The 26994-nt window shown below is 70.7% G+C and carries 26 protein-coding genes; 4 read left to right on the forward strand and 22 right to left on the reverse strand.

The window, feature by feature from the left end; translation table 11 throughout:
* Positions 1-104: 104 nt before the first annotated feature.
* Positions 105-767, forward strand: coding sequence for a transcriptional repressor LexA (lexA, locus tag ACO0E0_RS08175; RefSeq protein ID WP_422871264.1), 663 nt, complete (start codon positions 105-107; stop codon positions 765-767).
* Between the two features lie 36 nt (positions 768-803).
* On the opposite strand, the gene hflX is transcribed toward lexA, so the two are convergent.
* The gene (gene hflX / locus ACO0E0_RS08180; protein ID WP_422870921.1) at positions 804-2354 is read right to left on the reverse strand and encodes a GTPase HflX; all 1551 of its coding nucleotides are present in this window, start codon (positions 2352-2354) and stop codon (positions 804-806) included.
* Between the two features lie 60 nt (positions 2355-2414).
* Between hflX and ACO0E0_RS08185 the strand changes: the two genes are divergently transcribed.
* Positions 2415-3026 carry a class I SAM-dependent methyltransferase gene (locus ACO0E0_RS08185; RefSeq protein ID WP_422870922.1) on the forward strand — a complete coding sequence of 204 codons (612 nt, stop codon included), beginning with the start codon at positions 2415-2417 and terminating at the stop codon, positions 3024-3026.
* A gap of 171 nt (positions 3027-3197) precedes the next feature.
* Here the strand turns inward: ACO0E0_RS08185 and dapF are convergent, their stop codons facing one another.
* From dapF to ACO0E0_RS08270, 17 genes are all read right to left on the reverse strand, one after another.
* Positions 3198-4112, reverse strand: a complete 915-nt coding sequence (gene dapF / locus ACO0E0_RS08190; RefSeq protein WP_422870923.1) for a diaminopimelate epimerase — start codon at positions 4110-4112, stop codon at positions 3198-3200.
* Complete coding sequence (miaA, locus tag ACO0E0_RS08195) at positions 4109-5059, reverse strand: tRNA (adenosine(37)-N6)-dimethylallyltransferase MiaA (RefSeq protein WP_422870924.1); 951 nt, start codon at positions 5057-5059, stop codon at positions 4109-4111. Before miaA ends, dapF begins: the two co-directional genes overlap by 4 nt.
* Before the next feature lie 10 nt (positions 5060-5069).
* The gene (gene miaB / locus ACO0E0_RS08200; protein WP_422870925.1) at positions 5070-6578 is read right to left on the reverse strand and encodes a tRNA (N6-isopentenyl adenosine(37)-C2)-methylthiotransferase MiaB; all 1509 of its coding nucleotides are present in this window, start codon (positions 6576-6578) and stop codon (positions 5070-5072) included.
* Between the two features lie 70 nt (positions 6579-6648).
* A complete protein-coding gene (locus ACO0E0_RS08205; RefSeq protein ID WP_422870926.1) occupies positions 6649-7284 on the reverse strand; it encodes a regulatory protein RecX in 636 nt (211 codons plus the stop codon).
* A gap of 437 nt (positions 7285-7721) precedes the next feature.
* On the reverse strand, positions 7722-8804 hold the full coding sequence (gene recA / locus ACO0E0_RS08210) for a recombinase RecA (protein WP_422870927.1): 1083 nt from the start codon (positions 8802-8804) through the stop codon (positions 7722-7724).
* A gap of 347 nt (positions 8805-9151) precedes the next feature.
* Positions 9152-9376 carry a DUF3046 domain-containing protein gene (locus tag ACO0E0_RS08215; RefSeq protein WP_422870928.1) on the reverse strand — a complete coding sequence of 75 codons (225 nt, stop codon included), beginning with the start codon at positions 9374-9376 and terminating at the stop codon, positions 9152-9154.
* A 150-nt stretch (positions 9377-9526) separates the two neighbouring features.
* Positions 9527-9835 carry a helix-turn-helix domain-containing protein gene (locus tag ACO0E0_RS08220; protein ID WP_055952973.1) on the reverse strand — a complete coding sequence of 103 codons (309 nt, stop codon included), beginning with the start codon at positions 9833-9835 and terminating at the stop codon, positions 9527-9529.
* A gap of 154 nt (positions 9836-9989) precedes the next feature.
* The gene (locus ACO0E0_RS08225) at positions 9990-10517 is read right to left on the reverse strand and encodes a CinA family protein (RefSeq protein ID WP_422870929.1); all 528 of its coding nucleotides are present in this window, start codon (positions 10515-10517) and stop codon (positions 9990-9992) included.
* Between the two features lie 25 nt (positions 10518-10542).
* Positions 10543-11181 (reverse strand): CDP-diacylglycerol--glycerol-3-phosphate 3-phosphatidyltransferase, encoded by a 639-nt coding sequence (gene pgsA / locus ACO0E0_RS08230; protein ID WP_422870930.1) that lies wholly within the window; start codon positions 11179-11181, stop codon positions 10543-10545.
* A 2-nt stretch (positions 11182-11183) separates the two neighbouring features.
* Positions 11184-14102, reverse strand: a complete 2919-nt coding sequence (locus ACO0E0_RS08235) for a DNA translocase FtsK (RefSeq protein ID WP_422870931.1) — start codon at positions 14100-14102, stop codon at positions 11184-11186.
* Positions 14103-14170: 68 nt separating this feature from the next.
* A complete protein-coding gene (locus ACO0E0_RS08240) occupies positions 14171-15397 on the reverse strand; it encodes an ABC transporter permease (RefSeq protein ID WP_422871265.1) in 1227 nt (408 codons plus the stop codon).
* Positions 15397-16095 carry an ABC transporter ATP-binding protein gene (locus ACO0E0_RS08245; RefSeq protein WP_422870932.1) on the reverse strand — a complete coding sequence of 233 codons (699 nt, stop codon included), beginning with the start codon at positions 16093-16095 and terminating at the stop codon, positions 15397-15399. Before ACO0E0_RS08245 ends, ACO0E0_RS08240 begins: the two co-directional genes overlap by 1 nt.
* An 11-nt stretch (positions 16096-16106) precedes the next feature.
* On the reverse strand, positions 16107-17222 hold the full coding sequence (locus ACO0E0_RS08250; RefSeq protein WP_422870933.1) for an efflux RND transporter periplasmic adaptor subunit: 1116 nt from the start codon (positions 17220-17222) through the stop codon (positions 16107-16109).
* A gap of 175 nt (positions 17223-17397) precedes the next feature.
* Positions 17398-19074: a ribonuclease J gene (locus ACO0E0_RS08255; protein ID WP_422870934.1), complete on the reverse strand. Its 1677-nt coding sequence runs from the start codon at positions 19072-19074 to the stop codon at positions 17398-17400.
* Positions 19075-19118: 44 nt separating this feature from the next.
* The gene (dapA, locus tag ACO0E0_RS08260; protein WP_422870935.1) at positions 19119-20096 is read right to left on the reverse strand and encodes a 4-hydroxy-tetrahydrodipicolinate synthase; all 978 of its coding nucleotides are present in this window, start codon (positions 20094-20096) and stop codon (positions 19119-19121) included.
* Between the two features lie 26 nt (positions 20097-20122).
* On the reverse strand, positions 20123-20614 hold the full coding sequence (locus ACO0E0_RS08265) for a dihydrofolate reductase (RefSeq protein WP_422870936.1): 492 nt from the start codon (positions 20612-20614) through the stop codon (positions 20123-20125).
* Positions 20614-21456 carry a thymidylate synthase gene (locus tag ACO0E0_RS08270; protein WP_422870937.1) on the reverse strand — a complete coding sequence of 281 codons (843 nt, stop codon included), beginning with the start codon at positions 21454-21456 and terminating at the stop codon, positions 20614-20616. The genes ACO0E0_RS08265 and ACO0E0_RS08270 overlap by 1 nt, the downstream gene beginning before the upstream one ends.
* A 122-nt stretch (positions 21457-21578) precedes the next feature.
* On the opposite strand from ACO0E0_RS08270, the gene ACO0E0_RS08275 reads away from it, so the two are divergent.
* Entirely contained in the window at positions 21579-22481 is a 903-nt protein-coding gene (locus ACO0E0_RS08275) for a TIGR01777 family oxidoreductase (RefSeq protein WP_422870938.1), read from the forward strand.
* 86 nt (positions 22482-22567) lie between these two features.
* Here the strand turns inward: ACO0E0_RS08275 and ACO0E0_RS08280 are convergent, their stop codons facing one another.
* Both ACO0E0_RS08280 and dapB read right to left on the reverse strand, forming a co-directional pair.
* Positions 22568-23014 carry a tetratricopeptide repeat protein gene (locus ACO0E0_RS08280; RefSeq protein ID WP_422870939.1) on the reverse strand — a complete coding sequence of 149 codons (447 nt, stop codon included), beginning with the start codon at positions 23012-23014 and terminating at the stop codon, positions 22568-22570.
* Positions 23011-23757: a 4-hydroxy-tetrahydrodipicolinate reductase gene (dapB, locus tag ACO0E0_RS08285; protein WP_422870940.1), complete on the reverse strand. Its 747-nt coding sequence runs from the start codon at positions 23755-23757 to the stop codon at positions 23011-23013. Before dapB ends, ACO0E0_RS08280 begins: the two co-directional genes overlap by 4 nt.
* Before the next feature lie 44 nt (positions 23758-23801).
* Here dapB and ACO0E0_RS08290 point away from each other — a divergent pair, with 44 nt between their 5' ends.
* Positions 23802-24284 (forward strand): GNAT family N-acetyltransferase, encoded by a 483-nt coding sequence (locus ACO0E0_RS08290; protein ID WP_422870941.1) that lies wholly within the window; start codon positions 23802-23804, stop codon positions 24282-24284.
* A gap of 332 nt (positions 24285-24616) precedes the next feature.
* On the opposite strand, the gene ACO0E0_RS08295 is transcribed toward ACO0E0_RS08290, so the two are convergent.
* A complete protein-coding gene (locus ACO0E0_RS08295) occupies positions 24617-25219 on the reverse strand; it encodes a histidine phosphatase family protein (protein ID WP_422870942.1) in 603 nt (200 codons plus the stop codon).
* Between the two features lie 5 nt (positions 25220-25224).
* Positions 25225-26595, reverse strand: a complete 1371-nt coding sequence (locus ACO0E0_RS08300; RefSeq protein WP_422870943.1) for a M16 family metallopeptidase — start codon at positions 26593-26595, stop codon at positions 25225-25227.
* Positions 26596-26994: the final 399 nt, after the last annotated feature.

Here is a 26994-nt window from a genome sequence, read left to right on the forward strand (position 1 = left end):
TGGGAGGAGAATCCATGCGACACGCTCGAACATGTGTTTGTCCGCGGTCAGTCGGCCGGATACAGTTTCGATCGACTGACACCAGTCAAGACGGCACCACCGACATTCCCGACGGAAGGCACGACGTGGCAGACGAGCTGCGGGCGCAGAAGGCCCTCACGGCCAAGCAGCAGTCGATCCTCGACGCGATCCGCGCGTCGATCGCCACGCGGGGCTACCCGCCGAGCATGCGGGAGATCGGCGACGCGGTCGGGCTGTCCTCGCTCTCGAGCGTGACCCACCAGCTCGGTCAGCTCGAGCTCGGCGGCTGGATCCGCCGCGACCCGAACCGCCCGCGGGCGCTCGAGGTGCTGGTCGACGAACCGAGGGACACCGACGGCCCGGACGTCGACGCCACGACCTTGGTCCCGCTCGTCGGTCGGATCGCCGCCGGCGTGCCTATCACCGCCGAGCAGCACGTCGACGAGATCATCCCCCTCCCGCGTCAGCTCGTCGGGACCGGTGACCTGTTCATGCTCCGCGTCGTCGGCGAGTCGATGATCGACGCCGCGATCTGCGACGGCGACTGGGTCGTCGTCCGATCGCAGCAGACGGCCGAGAACGGCGACATCGTCGCGGCGATGCTCGACGAGGAGGCCACCGTCAAGGTGTTCCGACAGCGTGACGGGCACACGTGGCTGCTGCCCCGGAACTCGGCGTTCGAGCCGATCCTCGGGGATGCGTCGACGGTGCTCGGCAAGGTCGTCGCGGTCCTCCGCTCGATCTGACCGACCCCGCCACGGCTCGGCCCCGCGTCGCCCGCGTCAGGCGGGCTGCGCCACGTCCGCCACGAACGGCGCCAGTTCGGCGACCTGCCGGCGGAACACACGGACCGCGACCCGGGTGCCCTCGGGGACGTACTCGGTCGACTCGACCGCGCCCTCGTCGTGCAGCCGGGACACGAGGTCGCCGCGGTCGTACGGCACGACGAGCGTCAGGGCGACGTCGGGCTCGGGCAACCGCGCCTCGATCGCCCGGAGCAGGTCGCCGATGCCCTCACCGGTGCGCGCCGAGACGAAGACGGCGTCCGGTTCGAGTCCGGTCAGCACGAGCCGCTGGTCGGCGTCGATCAGGTCCGCCTTGTTGAAGGCGACGATCTCCGGGATCTCCCGGGCACCGACGTCCCCGATGACGTCCCGCACGGTCGCGAGCTGCGACACCGGGTCGGGGTGCGAGCCGTCCACGACGTGCACGATGACGTCGGAGTCGCCGACCTCCTCGAGGGTGGACCGGAACGCCTCGACGAGCTGGTGCGGCAGGTTCCGCACGAACCCGACCGTGTCGGAGAACGTGTAGGGGCGGCCCCTGGTGCTCTCGGTCCGACGCACCGTGGCGTCGAGCGTCGCGAAGAGCTGGTTCTGCACGAGCACGCCCGCACTCGTCAGTCGATTGAGCAGGGAGGACTTGCCAGCGTTCGTGTACCCCGCGATCGCGACGCTCGGGACCTCGTTCCGGGTGCGTTCGGCCCGCTTCGCCTGTCGGGCCGGCGCGAACCCGGCGATCTGACGACGGAGCTTGGCCATGCGCGTGTGGATCCGGCGACGGTCGAGCTCGATCTTCGTCTCACCGGGACCGCGTGATCCCATGCCGGCACCGGCACCGCCCACCTGCCCACCAGCCTGGCGGGACATCGACTCACCCCACCCGCGGAGCCGCGGGAGCAGGTACTCGAGCTGCGCGAGTTCGACCTGCGCCTTGCCTTCGCGGCTCGTGGCGTGCTGGCTGAAGATGTCGAGGATCACCGCCGTCCGGTCGATCACCTTGACCTTGACGACGTCCTCGAGTGCACGACGCTGCGACGGGGCGAGTTCGGTGTCGGCGATGACGGTGTCCGCGCCGACCGCGGCGACGACCATCCGCAGCTCCTCGGCCTTGCCGCGGCCGAGGTAGGTGCTCGGGTCCGGGTGTGGCCGACGCTGGAGCAGTCCGTCGAGCACGACGGCACCGGCGGTCTCGGCCAGGGCGGAGAGCTCCCGGAGTGAGTTCTCGGCGTCCTGCGCATCGCCCTGCGCGTAGACGCCGATGAGCACGACGTTCTCGAGCCGCAGCTGTCGGTACTCGACCTCGGTGACGTCCTGGAGCTCGGTGGAGAGCCCGGCGACACGGCGGAGCGCCGCCCGGTCGTCACGGTCGAACTGGTCGCCGTCGCCCTGCCACCCGTGCGCGTCGACGTCGCGCGTCTGGATCGCCTGCGCCGGCGCGAAGACGCTCGACACGGAGGCGCGGGACTCGGCGTTCCGGAGCACGCGTTCGACGACGCCGTCGCCCTCGTTGTCCCCGGCGTGGGAGTGCACGGTCTCGTCCTGGTCTGTCATTGCTCCACAGGGTACCTCCGGGGTGCCCCCGACACACCAGCGGACCGGTACGGTTCATCCATGGCGAACGAGCACTACTTCTCGGCGAACCCGGAGAGCGATGCCCGACCGCGGCAGATCAGCGTCACACTCGCCGGCAGGACCATCGCCCTGACCACGGCCGCCGGCGTGTTCTCCCCGTCTCGGCTCGACGCCGGGACCCGCGTGCTGCTCCGGACCGTCCCACCGACACCGCCGACCGGGACCTTCCTCGACATCGGCTGCGGGTGGGGGCCGCTGGCGATCACGATGGCGCTCCAGTCCCCGGACGCCGACGTCTGGGGCGTCGACGTCAACGAGCGCGTGCTCGACCTGGCCCGCGCGAACGCCGCGACCGCGGGAGCGACGAACATCACGGTGAAGCTCCCCGACGACGTCCCGGCCGACCTGGTGTTCACCACGATCTGGTCGAACCCGCCCATCCGGGTCGGCAAGGACGAACTCCACTCCATCCTGTCGCGGTGGATCCCCCGGCTCGCCCCGGGCGGCGACGCCTGGCTGGTCGTGTCGAAGAACCTCGGCGGCGACTCCCTGCAGCGGTGGCTCGCCGACACGCTCGCCACGGGCTTCCACGTGACGCGGGCGACGACGGACAAGGGCTACCGCGTCATCCGGGTGCACCGCACGGCCTGACCCGGCGGCGGCAGGACGCGTCGCGTCCGGCACGACAGCCCGGACTGGAGGCGCGACCCGCGTCCGGAACGGATCGTCACCCTGCGGACGTGCACCGTGCCTCCAGGTCGAGGTGCAGCGGCGCGCATCGCCGTCGGCGGGGTGCAGGAACGCGTCCCCGACCAGCGCCGCTCAGATCGACAGATCGCCCTCGAACACGAGGTCGGCGGGGCCGGACAGCGCGACGTGCTCGCCGTCCTCGGCCGCGGACATCCGCACCGTCAGTGTTCCGCCCGGGACACGCACGCGCCACGTGTTCGGTGCCTGCGGTCCGGCCCAGTGCCGCACAGCGAGGGCCGCCGCGACGGCACCGGTCCCACACGAGAGCGTCTCACCGCTGCCGCGCTCGTGCACGCGCATCGAGATGATGCCGACTCCGTCCTGGACGAGCGGGTCCCCCGGCAGGACGAACTCCACGTTCGCACCGGCCGGCGGTGCCGGGTCGAGCACCGGCACGTAGGTCAGGTCCAACCCCGCGAGTTCGTCGTTGGTCGCGACGGCCACCACGACGTGCGGGTTGCCGACGTCGATCCCGAGTCCGGGGCGTGCGCCGTCGAGGTTCCGCGCACGGACCGCGATGTCGTCGTCACCGACCCCGTCCGAGCTGTCGAGACCCGATCCGCCGAGGCCGAGTGCCCACCGCCCGAGGTCCGCCGAGAAGCCGTTCGTGGTCCGCTGGACGTCGACGACGCCCTTGCGCGTCCCGATCGAGAGCGTGTCTCCGGACTCCAGTTCGACGAGCCCCGACTCCGTCAGGTAGCGCGCGAACACCCGGACCCCGTTGCCGCACATCTCGGCGACACTGCCGTCCGCGTTGTGGTAGTCCATGAACCACGTCGCGTCGGGCTCCTGCTCCGCGACCGACGCACCGTCCGCGATCGCCGCGGTGCGGACCGCGCGGATCACGCCGTCGCCGCCGACGCCGAGCCGCCGATCGGCGATGGCACGGATCCGCTCCGGGGTCAGGTCCACGGACGCGTCGGGGTCGGCGAACAGCACGAAGTCGTTGCCCGTGCCGTGGCCCTTGGTGAAGTGCAGATCCGTCACCCGACGATCCTACGAGACAGCGTCCCCAGGTCCTCGCGCGTCGCACCGGTCACGTCCAGCTGTTCCGCGTCGGCATAGCGCTTGAACCACGACACCTGCCGCCGGGCGTACTTGCGGGTCGCGACGGCGGTGGCCTCGACCGCCTGGCGCTCGTCCGACCGACCGTGCAGGACGTCGAGGGCCTGCGAGTACCCGATGGCACGGCTCGCGGTCCGGCCCCGCTCGATCCCGGCGTCCCGGAGCTCGGCGACCTCGTCGACGAGGCCGTCCCGGAACATCGCGCCCGCCCGCGCGTGCAGGGCGGGGACGAGCGACTCGCGGGACCGCGTGAGGTGCAGCACCCGCGCACGACGCCAGGCCACGGGCGCCGTCGGCAGGGTCGGGCGGACGACGTCGTCCCGCAGGGCCACCTCGAGTGCGCGCACCAACCGCCGGCCGTTCTGCGCGTCGATGACTGCCGCCGCCGCCGGGTCGATCGTGCGGAGCCGGTCGAGCAACGCTGCCGTCCCGGTCGTCGCCAGGTCCGACTCGAGCGACGCGCGGAGCTCGGGGTCCGTCCCGGGGAACGTCAGGTCGAACAGGACGCTCGACACGTACAGGCCGCTGCCGCCGGCGAGGATCGCGACACCGCCGCGGTCGACGATCCCGTCGACGACCCGTCGGGCCTGCTCCTGGTACGCGGCGACGCTCGCCTCGTCGGTGACCGCGAGGACGTCGAGCAGGTGGTGCACGACACCCCGGCGCTCGGTCACGGGGAGCTTCGCGGTGCCGATGTCCATCCCGCGGTACAGCTGCATGGCGTCGGCGTTCACGATCTCCGCCGTCACGCCGCGGTCACGGAGCCGCTCCGCGACCGCCACGGCGAGGTCCGACTTCCCGGTGCCCGTCGCGCCGACGACGGCGATCAGACGCCGAGGCTCGTCGGCCGTCCCCGGGTCGACGAGCACCGGCCGCCGGTCACGGGGCGCCGACACGCAGACCGGGGAGGCCGAGGGAGACCGGGCGGACACCAGCAGCGGTCCCCGGGGTGGTCGCGGTCGGCGTCGGCACACCGCACGAGGCCGCCTGCGCGCGGTCCCAGGCGTCGCCGGCGCGGGTCCGGCGCACCCGCAGCGGCTCGTCCGAGTCGGCGATCAGGTAGAACGGTGCCGCCCGGGTGACCTCGAGCGTGACGACGTCACCGGGCCGGGGCACTGCTGAGCCGGTCGGCACCGCGAAGTGCACCAGTCGGGAGTCCTCCGCCCGACCGGAGAGCCGGTGTGTCGCGTCGTCCTTCTTGCCCTCGCCCGTCGCGACGAGCACCTCCACCGTGCGACCGACCTGCTTCGCGTTCTCCTCCGCCACGATGCGGTCCTGGAGCGCGACGAGCCGGTCGTACCGGTCCTGCACGATCGCTTTCGGGACCTGTGCGTCCATGGTCGCGGCCGGCGTCCCCGGACGGATCGAGTACTGGAACGTGAACGCCGACGAGAACCGGGCGACCTCGACCACCCGGAGCGTCTCCTGGAAGTCCTCCTCGGTCTCGCCGGGGAATCCGACGATGATGTCGGTGGTGATCGCGGCGTGCGGGATCGCCGCGCGGACACGGTCGAGGATCCCGAGGAACCGCTCGCTCCGGTAGCTCCGACGCATGGCCTTGAGCACCCGGTCCGAGCCCGACTGCAGGGGCATGTGGAGCTGCGGCATGACGTTCGGGGTCTCGGCCATCGCGTCGATGACGTCGTCGGTGAACGCCGCCGGGTGCGGGCTCGTGAACCGGACGCGTTCCAGTCCGTCGATCGCGCCCGTCGCGCGGAGGAGCTTGCCGAAGGCGAACCGGTCGCCGAACTCGACGCCGTACGAGTTGACGTTCTGCCCGAGGAGCGTGACCTCGACGGCGCCGTCGTCGACGAGAGCCTGGATCTCCGCGAGGACGTCTCCGGGACGCCGGTCCTTCTCCTTGCCGCGGAGCGACGGGACGATGCAGAACGTGCAGGTGTTGTTGCAGCCGACCGAGATCGAGACCCACCCGCTGGAGGTCGATTCACGCTTCGTCGGCAGCGTCGACGGGAAGACCTCGAGCGACTCGAGGATCTCGACCTGCGCCTCGGCGTTGTGCCGCGCACGCTCGAGCAGCGCCGGCAGGGAACCCATGTTGTGCGTCCCGAACACGACGTCGACCCAAGGCGCCCGGTCGAGGACGACCGCCTTGTCCTTCTGGGCCAGGCAGCCGCCCACCGCGATCTGGAAGCCCTCGTGCTCGCGCTTGGTCTGCGCGAGCTGCCCGAGGTTGCCGTAGAGGCGGTTGTCGGCGTTCTCGCGCACCGCGCAGGTGTTGATCACGACGACGTCGGGCTGCTCGCCGTCCGCGCGGACGTACCCGGCCGCCTCGAGCGACCCGCTCAGGCGCTCGGAGTCGTGCACGTTCATCTGGCATCCGTAGGTACGGACTTCGTAGGTACGCGGTCGCGGTTCGACGCTCGACATGATCGTCACAGTGTAGATCCGGTCTCGCGTCGCGAGCGGTCGCGCGGCACCGGTCGCCGCGACCAGGGCGTCAGGAGAAGCGGACTCCGCCGCCCCGTGGACCGGCCCCGTCCAGTGCGGTTCGGACGGCGCTCCGCACCACTGCGCCGTTGTAGCCCTTCCGCATGAGGAACCCGGAGAGCCGACGCTCGGCCGTCTCGCGGTCGAGTCCGCGCATCTGCCCGGCGCGCTTGACGGCCAGCTCGAGCGCACGTTCGGCTTCGGCTGCGTCGTCGTCCTCGGGGTCGTCCCCGGCGAGGACCTGTTCGACCACTGCGGGCTCGATCCCGCGGCGTCGGAGTTCGGCGGACACGCCCTGGCGACCGAGGCCCTTGCGGTCGTGCAGCCGATCGACGAGGTCCGCCGCCAACTGTTCGTCGTCGAGGAGCCCCACCCGGGTCAGCCGATCGATCTCGTGCTCGATGACGTCGGCGTCGAGCTCATGACGACGCAGGGCCGTTCGGAGTTCGGCGGTGCTGACGCCGCGCCGTCCGAGCGTGCGCATGCTGATCTTCTCGGCATCCGCCCGTGCATCCTCGATCGATCGCGGCGCGGTCTCGTCGTCCGCGTCCGGGTTCGCGTCTGCGTCTGCGACGTGGGCACGCGCATGGTCGACGCCGTCCGCCCGCGACTCGATCGTCGACATCGCGGCTCGGAGGTCGTCCACGGTCGGGGCGACAGCTGCCGTGATCGGGACCGGCCGGCGTGTCCGGAGCTGTCCCGTGACCGGTGCCCGCCATTCATCCCCCGTCGCCCGCTCGGACGCGCCCGAGTCCGATGCGTCCCCGAACCCGTCTCGATCGCCTGACCCCTCTCGATCGCCTGACCCGTCCGCTTGAGCGGGGGACCCGCCCGCTCGAGTGAGGGACCCGGTCTCCGCCGCCCGACGGCGGTCCGTGAGCGAGGCGATCTCGTCGCGCCCGGGCTCCTCTGTGGCAGCCCAGGCGTCACCGGAGCCATCCAGCGCACCCTGCCTGCTCGCGTCGGTCAGCCCAGGCCCGGCGTCACCCGAGCCGGACCGGGCTGGACCACGGCGGGACCTCGCACCGAACAGATCGGTGACCGGTGCGAGGTCGTCGTCGGGGCGCATGCGGTCGTCGCCGCTCACGCGCCCTTCCGGATCGGGGTCCTCGGTGCTGCGAGCTTCGGCTCGATCGACTCGACCGGCGCAGCGCCCGCAGCGGGCTTGGCGCCACCCACCCCGAGCTTGGCGAGGATCTTGCCTTCGATGTCGGCCGCGATGTCGGCGTGCTGGATGAGGAAGTTCCGGGAGTTCTCCTTGCCCTGCCCGAGCTGGTCGCCTTCGTAGGTGTACCAGGCTCCGGACTTCTTGACGATCCCGTGTTCGACGCCGAAGTCGAGCAACGAACCTTCACGCGAGATGCCGACGCCGTACAGGATGTCGAACTCGGCCTGCTTGAACGGCGGAGCCATCTTGTTCTTCACGACCTTGACCCGGGTGCGGTTCCCCACGGCGTCCGTGCCGTCCTTGAGGGTCTCGATGCGACGGATGTCGAGTCGGACCGAGGCGTAGAACTTGAGCGCCTTGCCGCCGGAGGTGGTCTCCGGGCTGCCGAAGAACACACCGATCTTCTCGCGGAGCTGGTTGATGAAGATCATCGTCGTCTGGGTCTGGTTCAGGCCGCCCGCGAGCTTGCGGAGCGCCTGCGACATGAGTCGTGCCTGCAACCCGACGTGCGAGTCGCCCATCTCGCCTTCGATCTCGGCACGGGGCACGAGTGCGGCGACGGAGTCGACGACGATCAGGTCGATCGAACCGGAGCGGACCAGCATGTCGGCGATCTCGAGTGCCTGTTCGCCGGTGTCGGGCTGCGACACGAGGAGAGCATCGATGTCGACACCGAGCTTCTTGGCGTACTCCGGGTCGAGCGCGTGTTCCGCGTCGATGAAGGCCGCGATGCCGCCACCACGCTGCGCATTGGCGATCGCGTGGAGCGTCAGGGTCGTCTTGCCGGAGGACTCCGGACCGTAGATCTCGATGATGCGGCCACGGGGGAGTCCGCCGATGCCGAGCGCGACGTCGAGCGCGACCGATCCGGTGGGGATGGTGGCGACGGGAGCGCGTTCGTCGCTCCCGAGGCGCATCACCGACCCTTTCCCGAACTGCCGGTCGATCTGTGCGAGTGCGGTCTCGAGGGCCTTCTCGCGGTCAGCGGGTGAGGGCATGGTGTGCTCCTTCGTGCTCGATGTCGGTGCCTGTAGGCTGTCGGCTCCCCCGGACCGATGGGGCAGGGTCCGCAGTTCGCCAGACAAGGCTGGTGCCCGTCAAGGCTGGTGCCCGTCAAGGCTGGTGCCGTTCAGGGCGTCGGATGTGTTCCGATGGCTTCGAACCTAGGGGCGTCCACCGACATCACTGCCGAGCGTTCCGCGTCCTGTGGAGAGATCCCACCGGGTGTGCATCCGTGGAGGACGCTAGCACCGGCCGAACACATGTTCGAGCAACACGCCGAACGCGTGTTCGAACGCACGAGCTGTCCCGTACGCTCGGACCGCTTCGGGTCGCCGACGGCGGATCAGCTCTTGGGCTCCGCGAGCCCCTTGCCGTGCCGCCGCTCCAGCGGGACGTCCTGCACGATGCACAGCGCGTCCCACACCCGTCGCGCCGGCACACCTCCGGCGAGAGCGTCAACCGCGGATCGCCCACCCAGGTCGGCGAGCACGACGTCCTGCGTCACCACCCGCCCGTACGCGTCACCGAACTCCTGCTCGACCGCCCGCCAGAACTCACTCTCACGCATCCGTCCAGCGTAGGCCGCCACCGCGTCGGCCATCGCGAGCGGAACGTCGCGAACCCCGCTCCCCGACGCCGCCGTGCTCGCGCGTCGCCGCGGACACGAGAACGCCCCGGTCCACGAGGGACCGAGGCGTTCGAGATCATGTCGTGCGGGTCAGCGCACCGCGAGGTCGTTGTCGAACTCGGCGACGAGTTCGTCCGGCAGCATGTCGGGCACGGGGCTGAGCCCTTCGATGACGGCGAGCCGGTCACCGACTTCCCGCATGATGACCGAGATCGGTGTCTCGAGTGCATCGGCAACGGAGGCGAGGATCTCCGAGCTGGCCTCTTTCTGACCGCGCTCGACTTCGCTCAGGTAGCCGAGGGCGACGCTGGCCTTGCTCGCGACCTGACGGAGAGTCCGGCCCTTCTGCAAGCGGAAGTCTCGGAGCACATCGCCGATTTCCTGACGAACGAGAACCATGAGAACTCCTCCTCTCTGTCATCCTTGAGCCCGCTCGGTCCCGGTGATCGAGACGGGTCAGCAACACTACTGCCGATGGTTGGGGTTGATCGTAACCAGCGGGCCTGAGATGCCGCTTGTGAATGCCTCAGATGTAACCCGATGGAAACGCGGGCTATTCCCCACACTCCCGCTCGACGAACATGCGGAGCAGACGTGCCAGGAGTTCGGAGACCGTGGCCTGCCGGATTGCCGCCCGGTCACCGTCGAGGCGCAGTTCAGAGCTCTCGCACAGACCGTCGGCGGCGATCCCGACGAACACCGTCCCGACCGCCTTGCCGTCCTGCGGGTCGGGCCCGGCGACACCCGTCGTGCTGATCCCCCAGGTCGCGGGCGCGCCGTCGACCACGAGCCGCTCGCGGACGCCGGCAGCCATCTGCCGCGCGACCTCCGGATCGACGGCACCGTTCCGCGCGAGCAGTTCCGCGGAGACGCCGAGCAACGCGTGCTTCAGCGGTGTCGCGTAGGCGACGACGCCGCCACGGACCACGGCCGATGCACCGGGCACCGAGACGAGCTCCGCGACGACCAGCCCCCCGGTCAGCGACTCGGCCACGGCGACCGTCTCACCGCGTGCAGTCAAGGCGTCGACGACGTCGCGCGCCAGGTCTTGCGGACGGCCTGGAGGGACGGCGCCGGTCATCGGGACGGCCCCCGCAGGCGCATGGTCACGCCGCCGATCGGTTGTGCTTGAACGCCTGCCAGAGGTAGTCGAGCCCGCTCAACACCGTGGCGACGAACGCGGCGGACATCAGGACCGCATCGACCCAGTGCACCCACTCGCCGAACAGGGTCCAGAACGGGATGAGCGCCACGGTGATCGCGACGGCCTGCAGGACGGTCTTGATCTTGCCGCCCCGCGAGGCCGGGATGACCCGGTCGCTCAAGACCAGGAACCGGAAGACCGTGATGCCGATCTCCCGCACCATGATGATGACGGTCACGTACCAGGGCAGTTCGCCGAGCACAGACAGGGAGACGAGCGCACCCCCGATGAGCACCTTGTCGGCGATCGGGTCGACGAGCTTGCCGAAGTCGGTGACCAGGTTCTGGCGCCGGGCGATGATGCCGTCGGCGCTGTCGGTGACGATCGCCACCACGAAGAGCACGGCGGCCCAGATCCGGAGACTGCCGTCGGCACCGTCGTCGACGAGCAGCAGCGCGATGAACAGCGGCGCCATCAGGATGCGGACGACGGTGATGATGTTCGCGATGTTCGCGGTGGACGCAGGCCCGTCACCCGAACGGACGAGTCGTCCGCGCCAGGGGAACCGCTTGCGTTCGGTGTCGCTCTCCGAGGCGGTCATGGCTACTCCCTGCCGGTCAGTCCCCAGGCGTCCTCGTCGGACTCCGGTTCGGTCTCAGCGTATCCGCGCGACATGTCCTCCACCGGATCCCCGGATCCGCGGTGGTCCGAGCTCCAGTCGTCGGAGTGCGCCGCGGGCACGGACACCGGGTCGCTCGGCGGCGTCTCGCCCTTGATCTTCGCGATGGTCTCGGCGAGCTGCTCGACGGTGACGAGGACGTCACGGGCCTTCGAGCCCTCGGACGGGCCGACGATGTCGCGGGACTCCATGAGGTCCATGAGCCGACCTGCCTTGGCGAACCCCACGCGGAGTTTCCGTTGCAGCATCGACGTCGAGCCGAACTGCGTCGAGACGACCTGCTCGACGGCGGCCACGAGGAGCTCGAGGTCGTCCCCGATGTCGGCGTCGATCTCCTTCCGCTCCACCACGGCCTGGACGTCCTGGCGGTACTCGGGTCGGGCCTGCCGGGTCACGTGCGCGACGACCTCGGCCACCTCGCTCTCCTGCACCCAGGCACCCTGCACGCGGACGGCCTTTGACGAGCCCATCGGCAGGAACAACGCGTCCCCCTGTCCGATGAGCTTGTCGGCACCCGGCTGGTCGAGGATGACCCGCGAGTCGGTGACGCTCGTCACCGCGAACGCGACGCGCGACGGCACGTTCGCCTTGATGAGCCCCGTGATGACGTCGACCGACGGCCGTTGCGTCGCGAGGACGAGGTGGATACCGGCCGCCCGGGCCAGCTGCGTGATCCGGACGATCGACTCCTCGACGTCTCGCGGGGCGACGAGCATGAGGTCGGCGAGCTCGTCCACGACGACGAGGAGGTACGGGTACGGCTTGAGCTTCCGCTCGCTGCCGGCGGGGAGCACGATCTCGTCGTTGTTCACCGCACGGTTGAAGTCGTCGACGTGTCGGAACCCGAACGACGCGAGGTCGTCGTACCGCATGTCCATCTCCTTCACGACCCACTGCAGCGCCTCGGCGGCCTTCTTGGGGTTCGTGATGATGGGCGTGATGAGGTGCGGGACCCCGGCGTAGATCGAGAGCTCGACGCGCTTCGGGTCGACGAGCACCATCCGGACCTCGGACGGCTTCGCGCGCATGAGGAGGGACGTGATCATCGAGTTGATGAACACCGACTTGCCGGAGCCGGTGGAACCGGCGACGAGGAGGTGCGGCATCTTGGCGAGGTTCGCGACGACAAACCCGCCCTCGACGTCCTTGCCGACGCCGATGGTCATCGGGTGCTTGCTCTTGGTCGCCGCGTTCGAGCGCAGGACGTCGCCGAGGGAGACGATCTCGCGGTCCGAGTTCGGGATCTCGACGCCGATCGCGCTCTTGCCGGGGATCGGGGAGAGGATCCGGACCTCGTTCGACGCGACCGCGTACGACAGGTTCTTCGACAGCGCGGTGACGCGCTCGACCTTGACACCGGGTCCGAGCTCGATCTCGTACCGGGTGACCGTCGGGCCGCGGGAGAACCCGGTGACCTTCGCGTCGACCTTGAACTCGGTCAACACGCTCGTGATCGCCGCGACCATCTCGTCGTTCGCGGCGCTGTGGGTCGCTGCAGGGGTGCCCGACGACAGCGTCGACGCAGCGGGGAGCCGGTACGGGGCAGCGGGTCCGTCGTCGGCCGTCGTGTCCGGCAACCCGGCGGACTCCGTTGCCTGGTCGACGTCCGGGTCGACCACGGACGCAGCCGGCCGGATGATCTCGGTCGGCGCCGCGGTCGGATCGGGGCGGGGCGCGGCGACGCTCGCGGCCGACTCGGTGAAGTCCCGGAGTGCCTGCTCCGCGCGGTCGAGGTCGTCGGCGACTCCGGCGATGACGGGGTCGGTCTCGACGGAGTCGTTCAGGTTGATCGAGGCGGGAGCGGCCGGGGTCCGGTCGACGAGCCCGGCAGCGGCACCGGAGCCCGCGGCCGCCGCGGCACCAGCCGCAGACGCCCCCGCCTCCGCAGCCGCGGGCGAGAGCACGGGCGAGTCGAAGGCCGGGTCCTCCTCTCGGCCGGACTTGTTCCGACGCCACCACGGCACGTTCGTCGGGCCGTCGTCGCCGTCCGCGTCGGTCCCGAGTCCGAGCTCGTCGAACTGGTCGAACAACGCCGGGTCGTCGGACGTCCCGCCGCGCCGCAGCGGCTTCGTCGGGGCGTCCCGCTGTTGGTCGTCGGTCGTCGGCGCCGGCGCCCCGAACAGGTAGGCGTAGAGCTCATGGACACGGACACCGACCTTGTTCGGCGGCGTCTTGGTGATGATGAACAGCGACAGGGCGATCAGCACGATCGCCACGGGGGTCGCGATCCAGGCGGTGGCGATCGTGACGAGCCAGCCGATGACGACCCAGCCGACGATCCCGCCGGCCTGGGCGAGCGCCGGCATGCCGTCCGAGGCCGAGGGCTGGCCGCCGTAGACGTGGCAGAGCGAGGAGATCCCGACGACGAGGAGCCCGAGACCGATGCCGATCCGGGTGTTGTCGTGCACCGACGCTGGGTGTCGGAACAGCCACCCGGCGAACACGACCATGATCACCGGGAGCGCGAATGCCAGGCGGCCGAACAGTCCGCCGAACGTGTACGCGTCGAAGCCGATCGCGACGGCGTTCGTCGGGTTGAGCCACTCGACGACCGCACCCGCGATGGCGAGGAGGAACAGCAGGAACGGGAAGCCGTCCCGACGTTGGTCCTTCTCCAGGGACTCCTTGCCGAGCAGGCGGAACATGGCCCCGACGCCGTGCGCCGTGCCGAGCCAGGCGGTGACGAGGGGGTTCGGCTCGTCGACGGGGACCGGCGCGACCGGCAGCTTCTTCGTCGTCGCGGACGAGCGCGTCGACGACCCGCGGCTCGACGACGAGCCCGAGCGCGTCGACGAGCGGGGTGACGCGCTGCTGCGCGTGGACGACTTGGTGCCTCCGGCCATGGGTGGAACCCTAACGCCCGCTGCGGACGTTGCACGGCAGGCGTGCCGCCGTCGACGGACGCGGGCCGTCAGTACCGGATGGCATCGACCACCCGGACGCGCACCGCGACGAACGCCGGCACGAGGCCGGACAATGCTCCGACGCCGACCGAGCACGCCATCCCGATCACCGCTGCGCGCACCGGGAACGGCGGCAGCGTGACCGGGAGCCCGAGGGTCAGCGACTCCCGGACGACCGGCAGACCCATGACGAGCGCAGCCGCCATCACACCGACGGCGCCGGCCACCGCCGTCCCGACGACGTTCTCGAGCATCACCGCGACGAAGATCCGCGGCGCCGTCGCACCGACGCCGCGTCGGATCCCGATGTCGCGGATCCGCTGTCGGACACTGACGAGCGAGACGCCGAGGAGTCCGACCGCGCCGAGCAGCAGGACGAGCACGGAGACGGCCGTGATCATCACGGTCAGGGACTCGGTGCCGTCCGGACCGGTCTGGTCGGTGCGCTGCATCTCCACCTGCGCACCGTCGCCGAGCGCTTGCCGGACATCGGATCGGACACGGGCGGACAGGGCGTTCGCACCGTGGGCGGGGATCCACATCTCGAAGGTCGGCCCACCGGAGGAGTCGTCGGCCGGGCTCGACACCGTCGCCGGAGCGTCCGGGGCGAGCATCCACATCTTCGGCTCGGGGTCGAAGGTCCCGGTGTCGATCACGCCCACGAGCTGCGCGGTCGACTCCGCACGAGCTCCGGTCGTGGGCGCGATGTCGACCACCGGGTGGAGCGCGAGGTCGGGGTCGCCGAGCGCGTCCCAGAACGGGCCGTTCACAACGATCGCCGGTGCGAGCAGTTGTTCGTCCGCGACGGTGAACCACCGCCCGGTCGTGAACTCGTTCGGGTGGATCGCCCCCCACGCCCGGTCGACGAGGTGGGTACCGACCTCCCGGACGCCGTCCGGGAACTGCACGCGCCGTTGCTCGTCCTGCACCACCGACGCCTGTTCGATCCCGTACCGATCGACCGCCGCACGGAACGCCGCAGCGGCCTCCGACGGGTCGACGACGGTCGGTTCATCGGCGGTGACGGACATCGAGAAGGTCGCCGGACGACCCGCCCACCGCTCGCTCGTCGCCTGGACCGCCGCCTCCGACAACGACCCGAAGCCCGTCACCGCTGTGAGCGACGCCACCGCGACGGTCACGCCGACGAGACTCAGGACCACCCGACCGCGGTGGACACGGACCTCGCTCCAGGCCTCGAGCAGGGTCCCGATGACGGTCGTGAGCGCGCGCATCACGCCGCCACCGTCGTCGGTGCCGTCGTCGGTGCCGTCGCGTCCATCCGACCGTCCGCCATCGTGTGCACGACATGGGCCCGCGCTGCCACGGACGGGTCGTGCGTGATCGTCACGAGCGCGGCACCCGACTCCGTCGCCACGGTCTCGAGGAGCGTCATGACGGTGTCGCCCGTCGTGCCGTCGAGGGCACCGGTGGGCTCGTCGGCGAGGATCAGCGCCGGCTCCTGCACCAGCGCCCGGGCGATCGCGACGCGCTGCTGCTCGCCACCGGACATCCGGGTCGGGAGTGCGTCCAGCCGGGAGGAGAGCCCCACGCGGTCGAGCATGTCGGCCGCGACCGCGCGACGGCGCCAGAACTGCGCACCGGTCGCGTAGAGGAGCGGGACGACGACGTTCTCCAGTGCGGTCAGCCCCTGCATGAGGTTGAACTGCTGGAACACGAAGCCGATCTCGTGACCGCGGAGCCGGTCGCGCCGGCCGGAGGACAGACGGGTGGCATCGATCCCGAGGAACTCGTGTCGGCCGGACGAGGGCGCGTCGAGCAGCCCGGCGATGTTGAGCAACGTCGACTTGCCCGAACCGGAACGGCCGACGATCGCGACCCGCTCCCCGGCGTCGACGACGAGGTCGGTCCCCCGGAGGACGTCGAGCCGACCGCCGTCGGGTGACGCGAACACGCGGGTCACGTCGCGCATGTCGAGGACCGTCACCGGATCACCACCGCACCACCCGAGCTCGGGGACTCGTCCTCGGGGGCGTCCGTGCCCGGGACGAACTGGAGCACGGTGTCGCCTTCGGCCAGTCCGCCCGTGACCTCCACGAGCTTGCCGTCGTTGATCCCCAGGGTGACGTCGCGGGTCTCATGTGTCGGAGTCGATGCCGGGACCGGCGTCGATGCCGCCGAGGACCTCCCCGGGTCGCGGTCGGTCGAGTCGCGGTCGGTCGAGCCGGGGGCGGTCGTCCCGCCGTCCGCCACGACGAGCGTCACGGTCCCGGACGAGGCCGTACCGGACACCGCCGTGAGCGGCACGGTGAGCACGTTCTCGGCGACACCGGCCGGGACCGTGATCGTCGCCGTCAGGCCGGCGAACACCGTCACGTCGGCGGGCACGTCGCAGGTGAGCGAGGTGCTGTCCTTGCTCGTCGACGCGTCCGTGTCGTCGCCACTGCCCTTCTGTGCGTCCGATCCGGTGCCGGTCGTGCCGATCTGCAGGTTCGTGCACGTGAACGGGGCCGGGCCGCCCGGGATGACGACGCTCGCCTCGGACGGTCGCTGCAGGAGTCGGTAGAGGTCCGCGGCCTGCAGCGTCGCCGCGATCCGGAACGCACTCGGCGCGACGACCGCGACGGTCTCCCCCACGACGACCTGCTGGCCGATGAGTGCGTCGAGCGAACCGACCGTGCCCGCGACCGGCGCGGTGACGTCCGTGTAGGCGACCTTGGGCTTCGGTTGCGGGAGCGTCGGATCCGCCGGCGGGTCGACGGGGGTCTCGGTCTTGATCTGGAGGAGCGCCGCCCCCTGCGCCACGGCCTCGTTCGCCGTCACGCGGACGGCGTTCACGGTGCCGGCCGCCGTCGCCCTGACCGTCGTGGCCGGAACGGGCTGGACCTGCCCCTTGACCTCGACGTCGTTGCGGATGGTGGCCTTCTCGACGGGGACGACCGGGTCCTGGATGGCTCCGGTCGGTGCCCCGCCGGCAGCAGACGACCCGGCGGCCGAGTCGTCGGCGGGGAAGAACGCCAACTGGACGAGCGCAACGGCGATGACCACCGCGACGAGGAACTTGAGACCGGGCCACACCCAGCGCTTGAGGACGAGCACGCAGAAACCTCCGGAGTACGAGAACGTATCCGGTACATTAGCGGACACCGTACGCATGTGCCGTATCGGTCACGGCCCGGTGCCAGCCGGTGGTCCACCGGCAGCATGACGAGAGGACGGACCGGAGGCATGCCTCCAGTCCGTCCTCGTCGTCGCTGCGCGCGCCGCGCGGGTCCTACGCCTCGATGACCACCGGGACGATCATCGGACGGCGGCGGTGTTTCGTGTTGACCCACCGGCCGACCGTGCGGCGGACCGCCTGGGTGAACGCGTGCTGGTCGCCCGCGCCGTTCGCTGCCGTGTCCGACAACGCCTTCATGATCTGGGGACGGACCGAGTCGAACACCGAGTCGTCCTCGGCGAACCCGCGGGACTGGATCTCCGGCCCGACGATGCACTGCCCGGTCGTGAAGTCGACCGCGCAGAAGACGGAGATGAAGCCCTCCTCCGCCAGGGTGCGACGGTCCTTGAGGTCGGCGTCGGTGATCTCGCCGACGGTCGAGCCGTCGACGTAGACGTACCCGAGGTCGAGCTGTCCGGCGACCGTCGTGACCCCGTCCCTGAGGTCGACGACGATGCCGTCGGTGCCCAGGATGACGTTCCGCGGCGGGACGCCGGTCTGGATCGCCAGGTCGGCGCTCGCGTAGAGGTGCCGCTGCTCCCCGTGGACCGGCATGACGTTCCGGGGTCGCAGGATGTTGTAGCAGTAGAGCAGCTCGCCGGCCGACGCGTGCCCGGACACGTGCACCTTCGCGTTGCCCTTGTGGACGACCTTCGCACCGAGCTTGGTCAGACCGTCGATGACCCGGTACACGGCGTTCTCGTTGCCCGGGATCAGGCTCGACGCGAGGATGACGGTGTCACCGTCCCCGACCTCGATCTGGTGCTCCATGTTCGCCATCCGGGCCAGGACGGCCATCGGCTCGCCCTGCGATCCGGTGGACATGTAGACGATCTGGTCGTCGGGGACGTCCTTCGCCTTCTTGCTGTCGACGAGCACGTTCTCCGGCACCCGGAGGTACCCGAGGTCCGCGGCGATGGTCATGTTGCGGATCATCGACCGGCCCATGAACGCGACGCGGCGCCCGTTCGCAGCGGCAGCGTCGAGCACCTGCTGGACCCGGTGCACGTGGCTCGAGAAGCTCGCCACGATCACCTTCTTCCGGGCACGGGCGATGACCGACTCGAGCACGGGACCGATGTCCCGTTCCGGGGCGGTGAACCCCGTGACGTCCGCGTTCGTGGAGTCCGGCAGGAACAGGTCGACGCCGGCCTCGCCGAGCCGCGCGAACGCACGGAGGTCGGTGATCCGGTCATCGAGCGGCAGCTGGTCCATCTTGAAGTCGCCGGTGTGCAGGACACGTCCGGCGCCGGTGGTGATCGCGACCGCGAGGGCGTCCGGGATCGAGTGGTTGACCGCGACGAACTCGAGGTTGAACGGGCCGATCTGCTCGACCTGGTCCTCGCGCACGGTGAGCGTGTACGGCTTGATCCGGTGCTCCTTGAGCTTCGCCTCGACGAGCGCGAGGGTCAGCTGCGAACCGATCAGCGGGATGTCCTGCCGGAGCTTCAAGAGGTACGGGACGGCACCGATGTGGTCTTCGTGGCCGTGTGTCAGCACGACCCCGAGGACGTCGTCGAGACGGTGCCGGATCGGGGTGAAGTCGGGCAGGATGAGGTCGACGCCCGGCTGGTGCTCCTCGGGGAACAGGACCCCGGCGTCGACGACGAGCAGCTTGCCGTCGAACTCGTAGACGGTCATGTTCCGGCCGATCTCGCCGAGTCCCCCGATGGGGATGACGCGGAGAGTTCCGGGTTCGAGCGGCTGCGGCTCGGAGATCTTCGTGGGCATTCGGTCCTGACGTGCGGGCGGCACCGTGACGGCGCCGCGGATGGTCAACGGGTGGTGCCTGGCACCTTGGGGAGTGCGCCGCCGGCGGCCGCGTTGCGGTCCGGTCGGAAGTTCGAGAAGTCCGCGCCGGGGATGTCCCGGACGAACTCGAGTTCGGCCTCGATCGTCGCGGCCTCGGATTCTTCGGGTCCGACGAGCGGCAGACGGACGCGCGGGCTCGTGATGCGACCGAGCCCGTGCAGGATGTACTTGGCCGCGACGGTTCCGGGGACGTGCGTCATGACCGCGCGGACCAGCGGCTCGAGGCGCTGGTGCTCGCGGGTGGCCGTGGCGAGGTCGCCCGCGTTGACGGCGTCCACGATCGCCCGGTACGGCGTCGCGGTGATGTTCGCGGTGACGCCGATGAGCCCGGTCGCGCCGATCGCGAGGTGCGGGAGGACGTTCGTGTCGTCGCCGGAGAAGTACATGAGGTCCGTGTTGTTGAGCACCCGGCTGACCTCGGCGAAGTCGCCCTTGGCGTCCTTCACCGCGAGGATGTTCGGGTGCTTCGACGCGCGCACGATGGTCTCGTACCTGATCGGGATGCCGGTGCGCCCCGGGATGTCGTAGAGGATGACCGGCAGGTCCGTGGCGTCCGCGATCATCCGGAAGTGGGTGAGCACGCCCGCCTGGGTCGGCTTGTTGTAGTACGGCGTGACGATCATGACGCCGTCCGCTCCCGCCCGTTCGCTCTGCTTGTAGAGCTGCATGGCGTGCGCGGTCTCGTTCGACCCGCCACCCGTGATGATCTTGGCTCGACCGGCCGCGACGGACTTGCCGACCTCGACCAGGCGGAGCTTCTCCGGGTCTGTGAGCGTGCTCGTCTCCCCGGTGGTGCCGGTGACGACGATGCCGTCCGCGCCCGAGGTGATGCAGTTCTCGATGTGCTGTTCGACGCCCGCCCAGTCGACCTCGCCGTCGGCGGTGAACGGCGTCACGAGGGCGACGAGGACCTGGCCGAACGGATTCTCACGGGGGGACACGCTCCCAGCGTACCGGGAGTTGCACCTCAGCCGCGGCGGAGATCGGTGATCCGGTAGCGGAGGCCGCCGGTCGACTCGAGCCATCCCGAGTCGTCGACGTTCCGCCACTGGTGCCCGAGCAGGGGTGCGATCGTGTCACCCGCGACGTCCGTGTCGACGACGGTCTCGGAGACACGGTCGGCGTGCGGCAGGGCGTCCGCGTAGACCGCGCCTCCGCCGACGACCCAGACGGTGCCGCTCTCGGACCCCAGGTCGAGGGCGTCCCGGAGGTCGTGGACGACCTCCGCCCCCTCCGCGCGCCAGCCGGTGTCGCGCGTCAGCACGACGTTCCGACGCCCGGCAAACGGTCGGAACCGTGGCGGGATCGACTCCCAGGTCCGCCGACCCATCACGACCGTCGATCCGAGCGTCGTGGTCCGGAAGTGCACTGTGTCCTCCGGGACGTGCCAGGGGATGCCGCCCTCGGCGCCGATGACGCCGTTCCGCGACCTGGCCCAGATGAGCGCGGTCCCGGCCATCAGACGGACACGGTGCCGCGGATCGTCGGATGGGCGACGTAGTCGACGATCTCGAGGTCCTCGTAGACGTACTCGTCGATGCTCGATCGGGCGGCGATCCGGAGCTCGGGCAGTGCGTACGCGGTCCGCGACAGCTGCTCCTCGACCTGCTCGACGTGGTTGTCGTAGATGTGGCAGTCGCCGCCGGTCCAGACGAAGTCGCCGACCTCGAGTCCGGTCTGCGCGGCGACCAGGTGGGTGAGGAGGGCGTAGCTCGCGATGTTGAACGGCACGCCGAGGAACATGTCCGCGCTCCGCTGGTAGAGCTGGCAGGACAGCTTGCCGTCGTGCACGTGGAACTGGAAGAACGCGTGGCACGGTGCCAGGGCCATCGACGGGATGTCCGCGACGTTCCACGCCGACACGATGAGCCGCCGGGAGTCCGGGTTCGTCCGGATCTGCTCGATGACCTGGGCGATCTGGTCGACGTGCTCGCCGGACGGGGTCGGCCAGGACCGCCACTGCACGCCGTAGACCGGACCGAGGTCGCCGTCCGCCGCCGCCCACTCGTTCCAGATCCGCACGCCGTGCTCCTGCAGCCACGTGGCGTTGCCGTCGCCGCGGAGGAACCAGAGGAGCTCGTACGCGATCGACTTGAAGTGCACCCGCTTGGTCGTGATGAGCGGGAAGCCCTCGGACAGGTCGTAGCGGAGCTGCGCGCCGAACAGGCTCCGCGTCCCGGTGCCGGTGCGGTCGCCCTTCGGGGAGCCCTCGGTCAGGACCCTGCGGAGCAGGTCCTCGTAGGGGGTCGGCACGGAGACGTCGGGCTTCTTCGTGGTCGTGGGCGCTGCGGTGTCCGTCACGGACTCGATGCTAGGCCAGCCTGGTGACGAACGGGAGGCGCGCGACGTGCCCGAGCCGTGCCTCCAGTCCGGACCGGAGCCGACCCGAATACGGTGGAGGCTCCCGACAACTGGAGGTCCCCATGGCGGATGCCCCGCTCTCCGTCCTCGTCGCCGGCGCGTCCGGGTTCATCGGCACCCCGCTCGTGCGGGCGCTCCGCGACGCCGGCCACGACGTGTCGACCCTCGTGCGCCGCGCACCCCGGACGCCGACCGAGTTCCGGTGGTCCCCCGGCGAGCGCGCGCTCGACCCGGCGATCGTGGACGGCGCGGACGTCGTGATCAACCTCTCGGGTGCGAGCATCGGCAAGCTCCCCTGGACCGACGAGTACAAGCGGACGCTGCTGACCTCGCGGCTCGACCCGACGAACACCCTCGTCCAGGCCATGCAGCGCGCTGCGAACCCGCCGCGGGCGTTCCTCAGCGGCTCCGCGTCCGGCATCTACGGCGACCGACCCGCGGACCGTCTCGGCGACACCGCGGAGCCCGGCACCGGGTTCCTCGCGGACATCTGCGTGCAGTGGGAGGCGGCCGCGGCGGAGGCCCCGGACGCCACGCGCACGGTGTTCCTGCGCACCGGGCTCGTCCTCGGTCCGGGCGGTGGGGCGCTCGGGCCGGTGCTGCCGCTGACGAAGTTCGGCCTCGGCAGCAAGCTCGGCACCGGTGGACAGCACTGGCCGTGGGTCTCGCTCGAGGACGAGGTGGGCGCGATCGTGCACCTCTGCACCTCGACCGTGTCGGGGCCCGTGAACCTCGCGGGCCCGGAGCCTGCGGTCAGCGACCGGATCACCCGCCGCGTGGCCGAGGACATGCACAAGCCGTACCTGTTCACCGTGCCGGAGTTCGCCCTGCGGCTCCTGCTCCGGGACGCCGCGGACGAGCTGCTGCTGTCGAGTCAGATGATGCTCCCGACCGTCCTGCGCGAGGACGGCTACGTGTTCACGCACACGACGGCCGAGTCCGCTGTGGACGCGTTCCTGCGGTAGCCGTCGACGCGTTCCTGCGGTGGTCGTTCGGCGATCGGCCAGGACCGCGCTCCACGGTCCGGGCCGCGCTCCACGGTCCGGGCCGCTCATCGGACGTGGAGCAGGGCCGTCCGCATCGCAGCCCGCGCACGCTTCCGGTCCCCGGCTGCGTCGTAGACCACCCCGAGTCGGAACCAGGTCCGCCAGTCCTCCGGGGACCGCTCCACCGCATCACGGTACTTCGGGAAGAGCGCATCCGCGGCGGAGCGGTCCACGCGCCCGGACGGCCGGAGCGGAACCTCGTCGTCGGGGGTGCCGCCCTCCGCCTCGAGTCGCCTCGCAAGCCGGGTGATCCGGAACCCGAACCGCAGTTCGAACACGAGCAGCACCGCGCCGACGACCGCGACGACGAACAGCGCCACCCCGATCCCGATGCCGACCGGCAGCCCCGTCCCGATGAAGGCGACCGCACGCTGCCCGACGAGCACGATGTAGAGCACGAGCAGGACCGCCATGAGCAGCGCACCGGCGAACTGCGACGTGCCGGGCCTCATCCGATGCCCAGCACGGTGCCGAGTCCGACCGTGAGCCCGCGCATCGTGGGGAGCGCCTCGAGCGCCGCGCGCACACCGGGGGCGTAGGAGACGTCGTCCGTGGTGTCGTGTCGGATCGTCAGGGTCTCCCCCGCGCCGCTCAGGACCACGGACTGCTGGGCCTTGACGCCCGGCAGTCGGAGACTGTGCACGGGGACGCTCGCGACCTGCTGTCCGCGGGCGCGTTGATCGACGTGCGGGGCATCCACCGGACCGACCTCCCGACGCGCCTCGGCGATCAGTTCGGCCGTCCGGACGGCGGTCCCGGAGGGCGAGTCGACCTTGAGCGCGTGGTGCGCCTCGACGATCTCGACCGACGGGAACCACGGTGCGGCGATCGTCGCGAGGTGCGTCCCGAGCACGGAACCGATCGAGAAGTTCGGGACCACGAAGACCCCCTGCTCCGGCCGGTCGGCGAGAGTGGTGCGGAGCGACGCGAGTCGGTCCGCCGACCAGCCGGAGGTCCCGACGAGGACGTTCGCACCGCTCGCGAGCGCCTTCGTGACGATCGCGGGGCTCAGTGCCGGGACGGTGACGTCCACCACGAGCGCGGCTCCGGCGAAGACCGACGGGTCCGCCGTGTCGACACCGTCGCGGGACGACAGCGACGCGACGAGGTCATACCCGTCGAGGTCGTCGACGACGGCGCAGACGAGTCCGCCGAGTCGACCGGAGGCGCCGACGACGGCGACGGAGATGCTCATGGCTCAATCCAACCACTCCCCGGGTCGGTCCTAGGATCGGGACCGTGGTCACCGTGCGCGCCGTCCCCGCCGATCTGCCCGACGTCGATCTGCTCCTCGACCGGTACCTCGACGAGCGTGCCGCGACGTTCCCGTCGGCGCAGGGGACGTACCGTCGCACGCGGACGCCCGCGGCGGAGTTCGAGGACGGCATGTTCGTCGTCGCGTACGACGGCGACGTCCCCGTGGGGTGTGGAGGACTCCGGCGCATCCCGGACAGGGTGGGCGAGGACGGCTCCCGGGAGGTGCGGTACGAGGTCAAGCACGTCTACGTCGACCCGGCGGGCCGGGGCCTCGGTGTGGCCAGCGCGATGATGGACGTCCTGGAGCGGGCCGCCGCCGACCGTGCCGCGACGAGCATCGTCCTCGACACGAACGACAGCCTCGTGGCGGCCGGCGCGATGTACGTCTCCCGGGGGTACGAGCGCATCGCGCCGTACAACGACAACCCGAACGCGACCGCCTGGTTCCGGAAGCCCGTCGCCTGAGCCGAGTCGGTAGCGGGGCGGGCGGGCGCCCGCACGCGCGAGCGTGTGCGTGTGCGTGTGCGTGTGCGTGTGCGTGTGCGTGCGCGCGTGCGCGCGCGAACGTGCAGTTCCGCCCCGTTCCCAGGCGCGACACGCGGCGAAACCGCACGCTCGGCGCCGCGTGCGTGACCGGCGGGACGGGAGGCGCGCACCCGGCCCGACCATCGCCTCCCGGCCGCGGGGTGCTGACCCGCGCGCGCGAGCGTGCAGTTCCGCCCCGTTCCCGAGCGCGACACGCGGCGGAACTCCACGCTCGGCGCCGCTCGGCACGGGCAGCTCGGTGCGGCCCCGCGCTAGATCGGCTGGTGGACCGGCAACCCGGTCCGGAGCTCCACCGGCAGGTGCGACAGGTCGTTCAACGTGACGAGCTCACCGGGCTTGGCCGACCGGACGCGGATGATCGTCAGCGCGGTGTGCGCCACGTTCGTGCCCATCCAGCGCCAGGCCGGCGCCTGGAACACCTCGCGCACGAACCACGCGATGACCGCGTTGTGGGTGATGAGGAGGTCGTGCCGGTCGTCCATCGACGGCGTGAACCACTCGGCGACCGCATCGTCCATCTGCGCCTGACCGGCTGCCAGCTCTTCCTCGGTCACGCCGCCGAAGAACGACTTGTACGCCATCGGCATGTCCGGCGTCGGTCCGGACGGCACGCAGTCGAACAGGAGCGTCGACGGCTTCGGCGCCATGGACGGCAAGCGCTCGTGCATGATCCGCGCGGTCTCGGTCGGCGCTTCGAGCGGGGAGTGCGACACCGTGTCGAACGGCACACCGCCGAGCCGGTCCGCGATGAGCCGTGCCTGCCGCTTGCCGCGTTCGGACAGCTTGCCGTCGCGGAGCCCGTGCTCCGCGTCCTGGTGCTCTCCGTGCCGGACGAGGTAGAGGTAGTGCGACATGGTGTTCAGCTGCCGTTCCCGCCGGTCGCGACGCCCGGGCCGGCGTGTGCCTCGGCGGTCGCCGACTGGATCGCGTCGCGGTCGACCGCACCGACGACCGCGGTGACGACCGGGCGGGTGAGGAGGTCGCGTGCGAGCTCGAGGACGGCGCCGGTCGTGACCCGGTCGACACGCTCGAGCGCCGTGGCGAGCTCGGTGAACTCGCCGACGCCGAGCTCGGAACGACCGAGCCGCGTCATCCGGGCGTCCGAGTCCTCGAGCGAGAGCGTCAGCGCGCCCTCGATCTGCCCCTTGGCGCGGGCGAGCTCATCGGCCGTGATGCCGTCGTCCGCCATCTTGCGGAACTCGTCGTCGATGATCCCGAGCACGGCCGTGACGTTCTGCGGCGCGCACCCCGCGTAGACGCCGAAGGCGCCGTTGTCCAGGTACGCCGGCGCGAAGGACGACACCGCGTACGCGAGACCCCGGCGCTCACGGACCTCTTGGAACAGCCGCGAGGACATCCCCCCGCCGAGCACGGCGTTCAGCACGCTGAGCGCCGGTCGTCGTTCGTCGCGGAGATCGAGACCGTGCGAGCCGAGGATGATGCTCACCTGCTCGGTGGGACGCGCCAGCACCTGCAGGCTCGCGTCGACCGGCTCGGCCGCGGGTTCCGGGATGCGTCGGGCGTGCGGCGTGGCGTGGTCGGCCCCGGCGAACACCGCCGCGACGAGGTCGCGGAACCGGTCGTGGTCGACGGCCCCGGCGGCAGTGACGACGATGCCGTCGGGTGCGTAGTGCTCGCGGTAGTGCGCCATGACGTCGTCGCGGGACACGGCGCGGATGCTCTCGGGCGTGCCGCCGATCGGCCGGCCGAGCGCGTGGTCGGGGAACGCGGCGGCGAAGAACGACTCGCCGGCGAGGTCCGCGGGGTCGTCGGCCGCCATCGCGAGCTCTTCGAGGATGACGCCGCGTTCGATGTCGAAGGCGTCGGGTTCGAGCACCGAGTTCGTCACCATGTCGCCGATCACCGCGACCGCCATGGGGACGTCGGCGTCGCGGACCCGGGCGTAGTAGCAGGTGTACTCCTTGGCCGTCGCCGCGTTGTGCTCCCCACCGACCGCGTCGAAGGACACGGCGATGTCGAGCGCGGTCCGCCCCGCGGTGCCCTTGAACAGGAGGTGTTCGAGGAAGTGCGTCGACCCGTACTGACCCGGCCGCTCGTCCCGCGAGCCGACACCGACCCAGTACCCGACGCTCGTCGAGTGCGCGGCCGGCACCGACTCGGTGAGGACGCGGACCCCGGACGGGAGGACGGAGCGCCGGACGAACGTGCCACCAGACGTCAGGAACGAGGTGTCCGGGTCTTGGAGCGGGAGCGGCACGGGCTGGTTCATCGTGATGAGCCTACTGACCGGTTCCCGCACGTGGTCAGGAACGGCCGGATCTGTGGACACGGGATGGAGTCGGGAACGCCCCCCTCGAAGTGGGGTACAGAAATAGAGGATAGACCGACTCGTCTGTCTGTCCTCACTGTGGTACAGTTTTGCTCAACGGATCGACAGCCCCCCTAGATGTCGATCCGTCGGCGCCCTGGACACACGAGTCCTGGCACGGCACATGTCCCCCCGCAGTGTCGTGACAGCCGAGTTGTCCCAAGGAGCCACGCTGTGACGGTCGATTCCCCCCAACCGGCCGTCCAGCGTCTCCTGGGACAGGCCTCTTCCCCCGGAGGCCCGGCTCAGGCCGGCCAGGCGCCGTACACCGCGACACCGGCAGGGTCGAGCTCCGCTCCC

The organism is Curtobacterium phyllosphaerae (assembly GCF_049341865.1).
GTDB classification, from domain to species: domain Bacteria; phylum Actinomycetota; class Actinomycetes; order Actinomycetales; family Microbacteriaceae; genus Curtobacterium; species Curtobacterium phyllosphaerae.

Bases quoted from the DNA above. Each gene is read 5' to 3' on its own strand.
- hflX (WP_422870921.1), bottom strand. From the start codon at position 2,354: ATGACAGACCAGGACGAGACCGTGCACTCCCACGCCGGGGACAACGAG.
- ACO0E0_RS08185 (WP_422870922.1), top strand. From the start codon at position 2,415: ATGGCGAACGAGCACTACTTCTCGGCGAACCCGGAGAGCGATGCCCGA.
- miaB (WP_422870925.1), bottom strand. From the start codon at position 6,578: ATGTCGAGCGTCGAACCGCGACCGCGTACCTACGAAGTCCGTACCTAC.
- recA (WP_422870927.1), bottom strand. From the start codon at position 8,804: ATGCCCTCACCCGCTGACCGCGAGAAGGCCCTCGAGACCGCACTCGCA.
- ACO0E0_RS08215 (WP_422870928.1), bottom strand. From the start codon at position 9,376: ATGCGTGAGAGTGAGTTCTGGCGGGCGGTCGAGCAGGAGTTCGGTGAC.
- ACO0E0_RS08220 (WP_055952973.1), bottom strand. From the start codon at position 9,835: ATGGTTCTCGTTCGTCAGGAAATCGGCGATGTGCTCCGAGACTTCCGC.
- ACO0E0_RS08225 (WP_422870929.1), bottom strand. From the start codon at position 10,517: ATGACCGGCGCCGTCCCTCCAGGCCGTCCGCAAGACCTGGCGCGCGAC.
- pgsA (WP_422870930.1), bottom strand. From the start codon at position 11,181: ATGACCGCCTCGGAGAGCGACACCGAACGCAAGCGGTTCCCCTGGCGC.
- ACO0E0_RS08235 (WP_422870931.1), bottom strand. From the start codon at position 14,102: ATGGCCGGAGGCACCAAGTCGTCCACGCGCAGCAGCGCGTCACCCCGC.
- ACO0E0_RS08240 (WP_422871265.1), bottom strand. From the start codon at position 15,397: ATGCGCGCGCTCACGACCGTCATCGGGACCCTGCTCGAGGCCTGGAGC.
- ACO0E0_RS08245 (WP_422870932.1), bottom strand. From the start codon at position 16,095: ATGCGCGACGTGACCCGCGTGTTCGCGTCACCCGACGGCGGTCGGCTC.
- ACO0E0_RS08255 (WP_422870934.1), bottom strand. From the start codon at position 19,074: ATGCCCACGAAGATCTCCGAGCCGCAGCCGCTCGAACCCGGAACTCTC.
- ACO0E0_RS08265 (WP_422870936.1), bottom strand. From the start codon at position 20,614: ATGGCCGGGACCGCGCTCATCTGGGCCAGGTCGCGGAACGGCGTCATC.
- ACO0E0_RS08275 (WP_422870938.1), top strand. From the start codon at position 21,579: ATGGCGGATGCCCCGCTCTCCGTCCTCGTCGCCGGCGCGTCCGGGTTC.
- ACO0E0_RS08280 (WP_422870939.1), bottom strand. From the start codon at position 23,014: ATGAGGCCCGGCACGTCGCAGTTCGCCGGTGCGCTGCTCATGGCGGTC.
- dapB (WP_422870940.1), bottom strand. From the start codon at position 23,757: ATGAGCATCTCCGTCGCCGTCGTCGGCGCCTCCGGTCGACTCGGCGGA.
- ACO0E0_RS08295 (WP_422870942.1), bottom strand. From the start codon at position 25,219: ATGTCGCACTACCTCTACCTCGTCCGGCACGGAGAGCACCAGGACGCG.
- ACO0E0_RS08300 (WP_422870943.1), bottom strand. From the start codon at position 26,595: ATGAACCAGCCCGTGCCGCTCCCGCTCCAAGACCCGGACACCTCGTTC.